Below are 14,167 nucleotides of genomic sequence, written 5' to 3'. Positions count from 1 at the left end.
GTCAGGCTAGTTTGGCGAGCATCTCTCGCGCCTCTTGCTGCTGGTTGTCACTTCCTTCGCTCATTACTTCGTCCAGAATATCGCGGGCACCCTCAGCATCACCCATGTCGATGTAGGCACGCGCGAGGTCAAGTTTGGTGGTGGTCTCATCAGTATCGGCAAAGAAATCGAAATCGTCGTCAAGCGCCTCAGGTGTCGACGCAACCGGCTCAACCGCACCAGTCGTCATTGCTGGAGACTGATCAAGCGGCTCATTGAAATCGCGTGACAGATCTTCCAGATCCGCCTCGACCACCTCCAACTCAGAAGAGAATGTTTCCGGCGCAGGCTCTGCAACAGGCTCGTCGTCCAAGGACAGATCGAACTCGTCCGGCATGTCCGTGGGCTGGTCGGGGTCAGTAAGCCCAAAGTCAAGCTCATCCACTGACTCGCTCGAGGCCGGCTTAGTCTCGCCTGCAAGACCCAGCATCAAATCATCGCCAGCAGCCGAACTGGAAGATGGCTCATCTAGATCGAGGGAGAAGCCAGCCAGCTCATCATCCAGGGAGACATTGCTGGAAGTTGCCGGCTCGTCTAGATCAAACGAAAAGTCATCTGCAGCTTGGTCCTGTGCTGCGGCATCCAGGCCCGTCTCGTCGAAGTTGACGTCATCCCGCTCCACAGCGGACCCACCGACAGGCGTAACGGAGAGGTCCGTCAGGTCATCTTCTAGTTCGAGATCATCAAGGCTCAGATCAAAATCATCATCCGCCTGTTGCTCCGCCAAGGGGGCAGGCTCTTCCAACTCAAGATCATCCAGACTGAAACTGTCGAGGTCGTCGCTCGCGGAGACAGACGCAGCCACCGCGCCAAAACCTGCGGCCGCCATTGCTGGATACCTCGCCTTAGTTTGCTCGATCTCCGCAGACGAACCACCTATTTCCCGTAGCTCTGCTTCCTGGCGGGCAAACCCTTCTCGATCGCCAAGCTCAGCATAGACCTCCATGAGCTTTAGGCGCAGGTCGCTACGTTGTGGCTCGTCATTCAGCGCATTCTGAAGCAGCTCGGCTGCCTGGTTAAAACGACCGTAGGCAATATAGATGTCTGCTTCCGCCAGGGGATCGCTGCCCGTACCTGCCAGCGAGTCAGCAGAAACCTGACCAGCATCGTGAGAGGCCCCCAGATCAGCAGATTCAGTGTCGGACGAATCGAGCTCATGCTGCGCAACATAAAAGCTATCAGTCGAATTGTCGGCCAGAAGACTTTCTTGCAACTCAGCCTCTCTCATCGCGTTGCGACGAGACAGCACCATTAATCCAACCAGCAGGAGCAACAACGCGCTGCCACCCAGAACACCGAGTAGAACGGGACTACCCATCAATTCATCAACATAGCCGTCGGCTTGCGGTTCTTGCGGAGCAGAAACCGGTGCCGCGGGAGCAGCAGGCGCCTGAACATCCGGCTCAGGAGCTTCTGACTTCTCACTCTGGGGCGGCTGAGGCGCGGCGCTCGGAGCAGGATTGGCCTCAGTAGCAACTTCAGGGACAACCTCGGCCGCTTGCGTCACAGGCGTAGCGCTGTTGCCGGCTTCATCGACCGAGGGAGACGGCGAAGCAGCCAAGTCAAGACCTGCCTCTGCCCCGGACGCCAGCTGCGCCTGCAACTTGGCGAGCTGGTCGTCTTTTAGCTGCATCAAGCGCTGTAGCTTATCCAACTGCCCCTGCAGATCATTTAGACGATCCTTCAGGTCGAGATTTTCTCGACGACTGGAATCAAGACTTTCTTCACTGACAGCCAGCTTGTCGCGCAACGCTGCAGCGTCAGCGCCGTCCCCCCCATCACTGCCAACGGTAGACTTACCGGCCGCTGGCGCAACCAGGCGGAGGTTATCGCCTTGCTCGCTACGCGAGGGTGCAGCATCGGCTGAGCCGCGCTGGGTTGCGTCGAGCTGACGAGCAGCCGGCGCCCCAGGGCCCGCAGCCTGTCGCCAACTCGCGTTCTGCTGGGCAACCTCCTGAATCGCCTCTGCTTGCGACCGACGGCCAATCTGCTCGGCGCTGGGCAAGCGAAGCACCTGACCGTTCTTCATTCGATTGATGTTGTTGCCAATGAACGCGTCCGGATTAATATCCTGAATGGCCAACATGGTTTGATGGACGGTACCACCCAGACGGGCCCGCTCTGCTATCTCCCAAAGCGTGTCGTTAGGGGTAACTTTATATTCGCCACCCTGCGACGCAGGAGTCGTGGAAGACGAAGAGGTAGATCGGGACGCGACTTGCGGGGCAGCGGCCGGCCGGGAAACCGGAGTGGCAACCGGCAGTTGCGGCGCGACTGAAGCCGCAATCTCAGGCGAATACAGTGGCGGATCCAGGAGCAACGTGTACTCACGCAGGAGACGACCGCTTGGCCAGAGCACTTCGATGAGGAAATTCAGATAGGGTTCGCGAACCGGTTTGGTCGAAGACACGCGAATGACGCTTTTGCCGTCTGGGCGTAAAACCGGGGTGAAGGTCAGGTCAGTCAGGAAATACTGGCGATCAACACCTGCACGATTGAAATCTTCAGCGGATGCCAGAACCGGCACAACTTCACCGGGCGCTAGCGTTTTGGCATCCAGCAGTTCGATTTCGGCTACCAGCGGTTGATTCAGCGCAGACTTCAGCGTGACCTCGCCCAAGCCCAGCGCATAAGCCATTTCGGAAGTCAGCGCGGTAGCAGCCGCGATTGCCAGCACCAGATTGCGAACCCGAACCATTGTGTAAATCCTTGTTTTTAACTTTTCTCGGATCTTCGAGAGGGTCTTATAGTCACTGCCTGCGCCCGCCAGGTGGCGGTCCCCCGTCAGCGATAAGCCTAAACAGCGTTTTTAGCTAGACTAATTCTTCGAACTTCCAGCAAGTATCTTTTACAGATAGGGTTTTATCAACAACTCACCAGACCAGCTGGCGCTGCCCGTCACGCCTTTTCGCGTGTTATCAGACCCAATCCACAAATTAGCCCGGCGTGCAAAAGCGAGCGGCAGGATTAATCATCGGCACAACATCTCAGATGCCGCTTCCCTTGCGTGCCTTCAGGCGCTTCGCTGTGGTGGAAGCAACCCCATATACATGACACATAGACTTAAGCTGATCGAGAGCGGTAATTCGCTTTGTCATGGCGCAAAAAAAGCGCCGCGGTATCCCGAGGCGCTTCAGATTTGGCTCCTTCGTGACTTATCGCTCGAGAAGGATACGCAGCATGCGCCGCAAAGGCTCTGCAGCACCCCACAGCAGCTGATCGCCCACAGTGAATGCGCCAAGGTAATGCGACCCCATGTTCAGCTTGCGCAGCCGACCGACCGGAACACTCAATGTGCCAGTCACTGATGTCGGACTCAGTTCCTGCATACTCGCGTCTCGATGATTCGGAACGAGCTTCACCCAGGGGTTGTGCTGGCTGATCATGCCTTCGATATCCGAAATGGGCACATCTTTGTTCAGCTTTATGGTCAATGCCTGGCTGTGGCAACGCATCGCGCCGACACGTACACAGATACCGTCGACCGGAATCGGGCTTTTGAAACGCCCTAGAATCTTGTTGGTCTCCGCCTGTGCCTTCCACTCTTCGCGGCTCTGGCCGTTCGGCAGCTCTTTGTCGATGTAAGGAATCAAACTGCCCGCCAGTGGAACGCCGAAATTGTCTACTGGGAACGCTTCCGAGCGTTGGCATTCGGCGACCTTACGATCGATCTCCAGAATGGCGCTGGCCGGATCAGCCAGTTCATTGGCAACCGATGCGTTGATACTGCCCATCTGCTTGATGAGTTCGCGCATATTCTGCGCGCCAGCACCGGACGCAGCCTGATAAGTCATTGCGCTCATCCAGTCGACCAACCCATGCTCGAACAGGCCACCCAGGCCCATCAGCATCAAGCTGACCGTGCAGTTGCCGCCGATGTAATTGAGGGTGCCCGCGTCCAGTTGATGATCGATGACCTTGCGGTTGACCGGATCGAGCACGATAACGGCATCGTCGTGCATACGCAGCGTGGAGGCTGCATCAATCCAGTAGCCTTTCCAGCCCGCTTCCCGCAGTTTGGGGAAAACCTCGCTGGTGTAGTCACCACCTTGGCAGGTAAGAATTACATCGAGGGATTTCAATTCATCGATGCTGTAGGCGTCCTTGAGCGGCGCCATATCCTTGCCAATCGAGGGGCCCTGACCGCCGACGTTGGAAGTAGTAAAGAATACCGGCTCGATCAGGTCGAAATCCCGCTCCTCCAGCATCCGCTGCATAAGCACGGAGCCAACCATACCGCGCCAACCGATCAGACCTACACGTTTCATCGCAACTACACCTATATATGTGTGACCCGCATGACGGGCCGTCGACTAAGAAATACGCTTTCGGGTTCGAAAGCGCGGGCGCGCTGTCCATTTATGTCTGACACCACGCCTCGCACTCCTCGGCGTTTCCGCCTAGCCGTCGCCCCACAAGCTCTATCAACGGCTGGTGCAAATGGGACCAGAGAGATTACAACTTCGCGAGCGCCGCGACTACCGCATCACCCATCGCCTGGGTATTCGCCTTTTCACAACCCTCAGACCAGATATCACCCGTTCGCAGGCCCTGATCCAGCACGTTACTAACCGCCTGCTCGATCGCATCTGCTGCAGCGACCTGGTTGAAGCTGTAGCGCAGCATCATCGACACCGAGAGGATCGTTGCCAGCGGATTGGCGATACCCTTGCCTGCAATGTCCGGTGCCGAACCGTGACAAGGCTCGAACATACCTTTGTTGTTCGAATCGAGAGAAGCGGACGGCAGCATGCCGATTGAACCTGTCAGCATGGAAGCTTCATCCGACAGGATGTCGCCAAACATGTTGTCGGTGACGATTACGTCGAACTGCTTCGGTGCGCGCACCAGCTGCATTGCGGCGTTATCGACATACATATGGCTGAGTTCAACGTCCGGGTAGTCCTTACCGACCTCCTCCACCACTGCGCGCCATAGCTGACTGGATGCCAGTACGTTGGCCTTGTCCACCGAGCAGAGTTTCCTGTTGCGCACCCGAGCCATGTCAAAACCGACCTTGGCGATCCGGCGGATTTCACTCTCGCTGTAGGGCAGCGTATCGAAGGCCATACGCTCGCCATTTTCCAGCACCTTGCTCTCGCGTGGTTGTCCGAAATAGATGCCCCCAGTCAGCTCGCGAACGATCAGGATATCCAGGCCGGCCACGATCTCCGGCTTCAGGCTGGACGCGGCCGCCAGTTGCGGGTACAGCAAAGCCGGACGCAGATTGCCGAACAACCCCAGCTGCGAGCGAATCTTCAACAGGCCACGCTCAGGCCGGATAGCAGGGTCTATTGCGTCCCACTTCGGCCCGCCAACGGCACCCAGCAGGATTGCATCCGCAGCACGAGCACGCTCGAGCGTCTCGTCAGCCAATGGCACGCCGTACTTATCAACCGCCGCGCCACCCAACTCGTCGTAGCTCAGCTCCAGGTCGAGCTGAAACTTGTCGTTAGCCAGCTTTAGCACCTTGACCGCTTCAGCCATGATTTCGGGACCGATGCCGTCGCCAGGAAGAACCAGAATCTGTTTAGACATTTAAAGATTTCCTTCTAAAAGCTGAAAGCCGCGTGTAAACCACCCAGGCTCACAACTTCTTGTTTTATTTGATCGCGCCGAACAACCAGGGCTGGCTCTTTTGATGACCTGCTTCGAACGCCTTGATGGCCTCAGCATCCTGTAACGTCAGGCCGATGTCGTCCAAGCCATTCAGCAGGCAATGCTTGCGAAACGCATCGACTTCAAAACTGTACTGCACACCGTCCGGACGGGTGACCGTTTGCGCAGCCAAGTCCACGGTGAGTTGATAACCCTCTGCAGCCTCGGCCTGTTCGAATAACTCGTCGACTTCTTCTTCTTTCAACACGATTGGCAGCAAGCCGTTCTTGAAGCTGTTGTTGTAGAAGATATCGGCAAAGCTCGGCGCGATAATCGTGCGAAAACCGTACTCTTCCAATGCCCAAGGCGCGTGCTCACGCGAGGAGCCGCAGCCGAAGTTTTCCCGGGCAAGCAAAACGCTGGCGCCCTGATAGCGCGGAAAGTTCAGCACGAATTCCTGATTCACCGGACGATGCGAGCAGTCCTGATTAGGCTGCCCGACGTCCAGATAGCGCCACTCGTCGAACAGGTTCTGACCAAAGCCAGTACGCTTGATCGACTTGAGAAATTGCTTGGGGATGATCTGATCGGTGTCGACATTAGCGCGATCGAGCGGCGCGACGAGACCGGTATGCTGGGTGAATGCTCTCATGGTGGTCTCCTCAGGCCTGCATCAATTCACGAACGTCAACGAAGCGACCAGTCACCGCAGCCGCAGCAGCCATTGCCGGACTGACCAGATGCGTTCTGCCACCGGCACCCTGGCGCCCTTCGAAGTTGCGGTTGGACGTTGACGCGCAATGCTCGCCACTGCCCAGTTTGTCGGGGTTCATTGCCAGGCACATCGAACAACCGGGCTCGCGCCACTCGAAGCCCGCCTCTACAAAAATCTTGTCCAGCCCCTCAGCCTCGGCCTGTTGCTTGACCAGTCCCGAACCTGGCACCACCATCGCCTGCTTCACCGTTGAGGCAACCTTACGCCCCTTGGCCACTTCCGCGGCAGCGCGAAGGTCTTCGATACGCGAGTTGGTGCAGGAGCCGATAAAGACGCGATCAAGCTGGATGTCGGTGATCCGTTGATTGGCCTGCAGCCCCATGTATTTCAGCGCACGGGTTATGGAGTCACGCTTGACCGGGTCAGCTTCAACCGCCGGATCAGGTACGCTTTGATCAACAGCCAGGACCATCTCAGGTGACGTACCCCAACTGACCTGCGGCTTGATGTCTTCTGCCTTCAACTCAACGACCGTGTCGAAAACCGCGTCCTCATCCGAAACAAGTGTCTTCCAGACCTCGACAGCCTGGTCCCAGTCGGCGCCTTTGGGTGCGAAAGGCCGGCCTTCGACATAGGCGATGGTCTTCTCGTCCGCAGCCACCATGCCCACGCGGGCACCCGCCTCGATGGACATGTTGCAGATCGTCATGCGTCCTTCCATCGACAAGTCGCGGATGGCGCTGCCGGCAAATTCGAGCGCATGACCATTGCCACCCGCGGTGCCAATCTTCCCGATGACGGCCAACACGATGTCTTTGGCGGTCACACCGAAGGGCAGCTTGCCTTCAACACGCACCTGCATGTTCTTCATCTTTTTAGCGACCAAGCACTGTGTTGCGAGCACATGCTCGACTTCCGAAGTGCCTATGCCATGGGCCAACGCACCGAACGCGCCGTGCGTCGAAGTGTGCGAGTCGCCGCAGACCACGGTCATGCCTGGCAGGGTTGCGCCCTGCTCCGGGCCGATGACATGAACGATGCCCTGACGAATATCGTTCATCTTGAACTCGAGGATGCCGAAGTCATCGCAGTTCTCGTCCAGCGTTTGCACCTGGATGCGGGAAACCTCGTCTGCAATGGCTTCCAGCCCACCCTGACGCTCGCCCTTGGTAGTCGGCACGTTGTGATCCGGAGTAGCGATATTGGCATCGATGCGCCATGGCTTGCGCCCTGCCAGGCGAAGCCCTTCGAACGCCTGGGGCGAAGTCACTTCGTGCAGGATATGACGATCGATATAGATCAGTGACGAGCCATCATCACGGCGCTTGACCTCGTGCATCTCCCAGAGCTTGTCGTAGAGCGTTTTGCCAGCCATCGGACTTTCCTCATCAGTGCGTTGGGCAATAGCCCTTTTGCTTATAGGGTCATGCTACGGACCTACCACAGATTACTCAAATTCATATTTTTCATCGCAATCATTCCCCTGTGGAATACTAATGCGAAGCCAAGCAAACCACTGGAGTCGGACATGGACCTTGCCAACCTCAACGCTTTCATAGCGGTCGCCGAGATGGGCAGCTTCTCCCAGGCGGCCGAACGCCTCCACCTGACTCAGCCGGCGGTAAGCAAACGCCTGGCTTCACTGGAGTCACAGCTGAACGTGCGGTTATTCGATCGGCTAGGCCGCGAGATCGGCCTGACCGAAGCCGGCAGAGCGCTGCTTCCTCGCGCGTATCAGATCCTCAATGTCCTGGACGACACCCGCCGCGCCCTGACCAACCTCAACGGCGACGTCAGCGGGCGACTGACCCTGGCCACGAGCCACCACATCGGCCTGCATCGCCTGCCCCCCTTGCTGAGGCGCTTCACTCGCGCGTACCCGAACGTGAATCTGGATATCCGCTTCCTCGACTCTGAGGTGGCATACGATGAAGTCCTGCATGGGCGCGCCGAGCTTGCGGTGATCACCCTGGCGCCGCAAACCGCAGCGCCTATTCGTGCGGTCAAGGTGTGGGAAGATCCGTTAGATTTTGTGGTTGCGCCCGAGCATCCCCTGGCGCGTATGGGCGAAATAACCCTGGCTGATGTCGCCGGCTATCCGGCCGTGTTTCCAGGCGGGAATACCTTCACCCACCATATTGCCCAGCGGTTATTCGAGCGCGAGGGGCTGACGCCCAATATCACGATGAGCACCAACTACATGGAGACGATCAAGATGATGGTGTCCATCGGGATCGCCTGGAGCGTCCTTCCACGCACCATGCTTGATGATCAGGTGGTGCGCTTACCCATGCCGGGCGACCAACTGGCAAGGCAGCTCGGATATATCACGCATACCGAGCGCACCCTGTCTAACGCAGCCAAGGCCTTCATGTCTTTGCTGGACGCCGACTAAGCGCACTTGCACTTTGCCATCAGCTACGGATAAGTTCGGATCACAACTACAAAATCAAAGAGAACCATGAGCATCGCCTGCCATCGACACCTTCAGCAGACCCAGCCCTCCGAGGTCGCCTATGTTGCCGCCTGACGCGAAGCCAGAGTCCTCACCAAGCGCAGCACCCAAACCATGGCAAGACGTAGCTCGCCTGCTATCCGTGCTCGACGGGGCGGGACTCGGCCTGTGGTCCTGGGATGTCCAACGCGGCACCATGCACTGGTCGCTCGGCACAGGAAAACTGTTCGGTCTGGACACGCCGCTGGTAGAGCTATCTCCAGATCAGTATCTAGATCTGATCGTTGCTGAGGATCGTCCGCATATCGAAGCCGCTGCTTGTTGGGTGCTTGCCGGCTCAGAAACGCGCTTCAGTTTCCGGCACCGGGTTTGCTGGCCTGACGCAAGCGTGCGGTGGCTGGAGATCGATGGCCAGCGGCAGATCAGTGATGATGGCAACACGATTCTGGTTGGGGTCATCCGCGACATCACCGACCAGCACACTCAGGCGCAGGCGCTGGAAGACAGCCAAGAGCGCCTTGAGTTGGCATTGGCCTCCGCAGAACTGGGCAACTGGGAATGGCACATACCAAGCGACCGCCTATATGCCTCTCCCAGAGCGTCCGAACTGCAAGGCCTGATAGAAGGCCCATTCGATGGCTCGTTTCGCGAGTTTTTCCGCAGCGTTGCTGCCAATGACCGCAAGACGATGCGCACGGCATACAGCGATTTACTCGCCGGACGCCGGCAAACCTATCAGGCCACGTATCAGGCGATCCATTCAGACGGCACAATTCGGCATCTTGAAAGTACCGCCAAACTCTACCGAGACGAGCATGGCGCGCCGTTGCGCATGGCGGGGATCATCATCGACGCCACCGAAAGGGTCCTGCGCGAGCAACATTTGGCAGCCTCGGAAGCGAAGTTCTCGGCCTTGTTTCAAGGCAGTCCGGACCCGATCTCCCTGTCCCGCATCCGCGACGGGGTTTTCATGGAGATAAACCCGAGCTTCAGCGTCGTGTTTGGTTGGAACAGTACCGACATCGTCGGGCGTTCTGCCCCTGAAGTGGGCATCTGGCGAGACGAGCGGCAGCGAAAATCACTGTTTGAGCAGCTGATGCGTGATCAGCGGCTGGAGAACGCCGAGGCACAGTTCCGCACCCGCTCAGGGCAAATCGTCACCTGCGTGGTTTCCAGCAGGTTCATCCGTGTCGACCGCCGCCTGTGCATCGTCACCACTTTTCGTGACATTACCAAACGACAACAGGCCGAAGCAGCACTGAAGGCCAGCGAGGTCAAATTCGCCAAGGCGTTCCATTCGAGCCCTGACGCCATCATCATCAGCGAGCGCAGCACTGGAAGATTCATCGAAGTCAACGAAGGCTTTCACCGCCTCTCTGGTTACCGTCCGGAAGAAGCTATCGGCAGGACCTCTTCCGAACTGGGCGTCTGGCCCAGCACGCAACGCCAAGAAATCCTCGAACGGCTCGAACGTGATGGCCGGGTGACGAACTGGGAGATGGTCGGCCAGGACCGTCACGGTCGTCTCAAGCAGATTGAGGTGTCGGTAGAGCCAATCGAGCTGAACAACACCGATTGCCTGCTGTTATCCGCGCGCGACATCAGCCAGCTCAAGGCGGCTCACGCGCAGATCCATCACCTGGCCTATCACGACCCGCTGACCAATCTGCCCAACCGTACCTTGCTGATGGATCGCCTGACCCAGCAGACGGCGCTGCACAAAAGACACAACCTTCGCGGTGCGTTGTTGTTTCTCGACCTCGACCACTTCAAGCACATCAATGACTCGCTCGGTCACCCCGTCGGCGATGCAGTCTTGAAGATGATCACTGCTCGCCTTGAGGCCAGCATCCGCCAGGAGGACACCGTTGCCCGCCTGGGAGGTGACGAATTCGTTGTGCTGTTGACCGGCTTGACCGGCAAGCGCTCGGAAGTGACCCGCCATGTTCGCCAGGTTGCCGAAAAACTTCGCACCCTTCTCGCGCAGCCCATGGTGTTCGAAGGCAACAGGTTGCAGGTAACACCCAGTATCGGCATCGCCCTGATGCCGGATCACGGCGAGACACCCGCCGATCTATTGAAGCGAGCCGACATCGCCCTTTATCGCGCCAAAGATGCCGGGCGCAATGCAATCCAGCTCTTCCGCACGACCATGCAGCAAGCCGCCAGCGCGCGCCTGCAACTTGAAAGCGAGCTGCGCCTGGCGCTACAGCGCAACGAGTTCGAACTGCACCTTCAACCGCAGGTAGATGCGCGCTCCGCCAGGGTGATCGGCGCCGAGGTTCTGTTGCGCTGGCATCATCCCGAGGATGGCGTGCGCTCTCCAGCTCAGTTCATCGACGTGCTTGAAGAGAGCGGCCTGATCGTGGATGTCGGAAATTGGGTCATCAAGGATGCCTGTCGTATTGCCGCCTCGCTACTGACAGGCGGGCTCGTGCATCCGGACAGCTTCAGCCTTTGTGTGAACATCAGCCCGCGCCAGTTCCGCCAAAGCGAATTCGTCGAACGGATTCTCGAGGCGCTCAAAGCCGCCGAGCTCCCGCACAGGATGATCAAGCTGGAAATTACCGAAGGCATTGTGATTCAGAACCTGGAAGACACCATCGCTAAAATGCGCCGTCTCTGCCGGCAGGGCGTGAGCTTCGCCATGGACGATTTTGGTACTGGTTATTCGTCGCTCACTTACCTTAAGCGCCTACCGGTAGATGTTCTCAAGATCGACCAGTCGTTCGTCCGCGATGCGCTGGACGACCCAAACGACGCCGAGATTATTCGCGCCATCGTTGCAATGGCGCGGAGCCTCGGGCTGGAAGTGATTGCCGAGGGTGTCGAAAAGCAGGCACAGCTCGACCTGCTCCAAGCGCAGGGTTGCCACCTGTATCAGGGATATTTGTTCAGCCACCCTCTTCCGCTGTCGGATTTCGGAAAATTGCTAAAGGTCCATTCATCTAGCTGAATGAGCCTTCTGCTGCAAAAGAAAAACCCCGCCGAGCGATTTCGCAGGCGGGGTTCCCTCAAGTTACAGGCCTATCGCTTATGCGCGGACTGCCCGATCAGCTCTCTAACGCCAAACGCTCACCGTTAATTGGAATGCGCTTGGGTTTAGCCTCCTCCGGCACGACACGCTCGAGCTCGATGCTGAGCAGCCCATTATTCAGCGCTGCGCCTTTCACCTCTATGTGGTCAGCAAGGCGGAACGAGAGCTTGAACGCGCGCTGGGCGATGCCCTGATGCAGATAGGTAACGTTTTCGCCACCGTTTTCACGCTTGCCGCCACTTACCGTCAGCACGCCTCGCTCGACCTGCAGATCAAGGTCGGACTCCTGGAACCCAGCGGCTGCTACGATAATGCGGTACTCGTCATCACAGTGCTTTTCCACGTTGTAGGGCGGAAATGAGCCGTTTGCGTCATTGCGCAGCGCGGACTCGAACAGGTCGTTGAAACGATCAAAACCAATGGACTGACGAAACAGTGGAGCCATCGAAAAATTAGTCATGTTGCTTTCTCCTGAAATTCAGCGAGTGGTTCATACAGGACCCGGATTCGGCACCCTGTAATGCCCTAGATAGGAGCGGCTCGCTTGTTTTCAAGACCGTACGCCGGGGATTTTTTATGTCGAAAGTGATGTTGATAACAGGCGCCAGCCGTGGCATTGGCGCAGCCACCGCCAGGCTCGCAGCGGCTGAAGGTTACGCGTTGTGCCTGAACTTTCGACAGCGTCATGACGCAGCAGAGCAGCTACTGAAAGAACTACACAGCCAGGGCGCACAAGCGATTGCTATCGAGGCGGATATAGCGGACGAATCACAGGTCGTCCGACTGTTCGAAGCCGTCGACGCAGAGTTCGGCAGGCTCGACGCACTGGTGAATAACGCCGGAATGCTTGAACGCCAAATGCGCCTCGACAACATGGATAAGGCACGCCTGGAGCGCGTATTCGCGGTCAACGTGTTTGGAAGTTTTCTCTGCGCACGCGAGGCGGTCAAGCGCATGTCGACCCGCCACGGCGGTTCCGGTGGCGCCATCGTCAACGTATCGTCGATTGCTGCCAAACTCGGTGCGCCCAACGAGTACATCGACTATGCAGCCGCCAAAGGCGCAATAGACAGCATGACCCTTGGTTTGGCCAAGGAAGTCGCAGCGGAAGGCATTCGGGTTAATGCGGTACGGCCTGGCGTGATTTACACAGAGATCCACGCCAGCGGTGGCGAGCCAGACCGCATCGAGCGCGTCAGGAGCAGCGTGCCCATGGGCCGAGGGGGCGAAGCGCTAGAGGTGGCGGAAGCAATTCTTTGGCTGGTCAGCGACAAGGCCAGCTACACCAGCGGCGCTCTGCTCGATGTGAGTGGTGGACGTTAGCAGGTGACTAGACAGCCTCTTCAAATCCCAGTGAGCTCTCGTCTAAGCCCAACAGCGCGTCGAGCCGCTCGCAATCATTCTCCCGCCGTACCTGAGCGAACATCGTAACGGCTTGCGGATAACTGCGTGTCAGCAGAGATATCCACTGCTTCAAGCGGCCAGGTGCATAACGCGGAGACATCTTGCGTCGCGCCTGCCCCCAGAAATCAGCCAGTAGCGGCTGGAGATCTTCCCAACTCATCGGCTCACGCAGCTCACCAGCTTTTGCCGCCGAGATCTGCCGGGCTAGATCCGGCCGACAGACCAGGCCGCGACCTAGCATGATGTCCTCGACACCGCTGACTTCTCGGCAACGGCGCCAGTCATCTACCGTCCAGATATCGCCATTAGCAAACACTGGCACATTGACGGCGTCCTTGACCCTGGCCACCCACTCCCAGTGCGCGGGCGGCTTATACCCCTCGACCTTGGTCCGCGCATGCACCACCAGCTGCTCTGCGCCCCCGTCAACCAGCGCGCGGGCACAATCGAGCGCCCCTTCCTTACTGTCAAAACCCAGACGCATTTTGGCGGTGACGGGAATCGGCCCCGGCACAGCCTTGCGTACCTCATGAAGTATGGAATGCAGGAGGTCTGGCTCATTGAGCAGGATGGCACCGCCGCGCGACTTGTTGACGGTCTTGGCCGGGCAGCCAAAGTTGAGGTCGATTGCCGGGGCGCCAAGGCTGCACGCATAAGCAGCATTATCAGCCAGACAAAGAGGATCGGAGCCCAGCAACTGCACTCGCAATGGCGTGCCCGCGCGAGTAGCGGCTCCGCGCTGAAGCTCAGGCGCCAGTCTGTGAAAGCTGGACGCCGGTAGCAGACGATCCGAAACCCGAATGAACTCGGTCACGCACCAATCGACGCCACCTACACCGGTGAGCACGTCCCGCAGGATGTCATCAACGAGCCCTTCCATAGGTGCCAAGGCGATCTGCATCAGAAACGACCCAACCGA

At 58.2% G+C, this 14,167-nt stretch carries 10 protein-coding genes; 3 read left to right on the top strand and 7 right to left on the bottom strand.

The window, feature by feature from the left end:
- Position 1: 1 nt before the first annotated feature.
- The 5 genes from ACSSNI_RS03730 to leuC form a co-directional block, all read right to left on the bottom strand.
- Positions 2–2,737 carry a motility hub landmark protein FimV gene (locus ACSSNI_RS03730; RefSeq protein WP_200639376.1) on the bottom strand — a complete coding sequence of 912 codons (2,736 nt, stop codon included), beginning with the start codon at positions 2,735–2,737 and terminating at the stop codon, positions 2–4.
- A 457-nt stretch (positions 2,738–3,194) separates the two neighbouring features.
- Positions 3,195–4,307 carry an aspartate-semialdehyde dehydrogenase gene (gene asd / locus ACSSNI_RS03725; protein ID WP_200639375.1) on the bottom strand — a complete coding sequence of 371 codons (1,113 nt, stop codon included), beginning with the start codon at positions 4,305–4,307 and terminating at the stop codon, positions 3,195–3,197.
- A gap of 187 nt (positions 4,308–4,494) precedes the next feature.
- Positions 4,495–5,577, bottom strand: coding sequence for a 3-isopropylmalate dehydrogenase (leuB, locus tag ACSSNI_RS03720; RefSeq protein ID WP_200639374.1), 1,083 nt, complete (start codon positions 5,575–5,577; stop codon positions 4,495–4,497).
- Positions 5,578–5,641: 64 nt separating this feature from the next.
- Entirely contained in the window at positions 5,642–6,289 is a 648-nt protein-coding gene (leuD, locus tag ACSSNI_RS03715; protein ID WP_148926235.1) for a 3-isopropylmalate dehydratase small subunit, read from the bottom strand.
- Between the two features lie 10 nt (positions 6,290–6,299).
- Positions 6,300–7,727, bottom strand: a complete 1,428-nt coding sequence (gene leuC, locus ACSSNI_RS03710) for a 3-isopropylmalate dehydratase large subunit (protein WP_148926236.1) — start codon at positions 7,725–7,727, stop codon at positions 6,300–6,302.
- 153 nt (positions 7,728–7,880) lie between these two features.
- Here leuC and ACSSNI_RS03705 point away from each other — a divergent pair, with 153 nt between their 5' ends.
- Together ACSSNI_RS03705 and ACSSNI_RS03700 are read left to right on the top strand one after the other, a co-directional pair.
- Positions 7,881–8,747, top strand: coding sequence for a LysR family transcriptional regulator (locus ACSSNI_RS03705; RefSeq protein ID WP_102836185.1), 867 nt, complete (start codon positions 7,881–7,883; stop codon positions 8,745–8,747).
- A gap of 121 nt (positions 8,748–8,868) precedes the next feature.
- Positions 8,869–11,763 carry a sensor domain-containing protein gene (locus tag ACSSNI_RS03700; RefSeq protein WP_200639373.1) on the top strand — a complete coding sequence of 965 codons (2,895 nt, stop codon included), beginning with the start codon at positions 8,869–8,871 and terminating at the stop codon, positions 11,761–11,763.
- A gap of 97 nt (positions 11,764–11,860) precedes the next feature.
- Here the strand turns inward: ACSSNI_RS03700 and ACSSNI_RS03695 are convergent, their stop codons facing one another.
- The gene (locus ACSSNI_RS03695) at positions 11,861–12,304 is read right to left on the bottom strand and encodes an Hsp20 family protein (RefSeq protein ID WP_200639372.1); all 444 of its coding nucleotides are present in this window, start codon (positions 12,302–12,304) and stop codon (positions 11,861–11,863) included.
- A gap of 116 nt (positions 12,305–12,420) precedes the next feature.
- Here ACSSNI_RS03695 and ACSSNI_RS03690 point away from each other — a divergent pair, with 116 nt between their 5' ends.
- Positions 12,421–13,167 (top strand): SDR family oxidoreductase, encoded by a 747-nt coding sequence (locus ACSSNI_RS03690; RefSeq protein ID WP_200639371.1) that lies wholly within the window; start codon positions 12,421–12,423, stop codon positions 13,165–13,167.
- 7 nt (positions 13,168–13,174) lie between these two features.
- On the opposite strand, the gene ACSSNI_RS03685 is transcribed toward ACSSNI_RS03690, so the two are convergent.
- Positions 13,175–14,149 (bottom strand): tRNA dihydrouridine synthase, encoded by a 975-nt coding sequence (locus tag ACSSNI_RS03685; RefSeq protein WP_200639370.1) that lies wholly within the window; start codon positions 14,147–14,149, stop codon positions 13,175–13,177.
- Positions 14,150–14,167 lie beyond the last annotated feature (18 nt).

The organism is Stutzerimonas tianxiuensis (assembly GCF_053470365.1).
The sequence above is the reverse complement of the archived record's forward strand: the minus strand, read 5'-3'. Positions and strand labels throughout refer to the sequence as shown.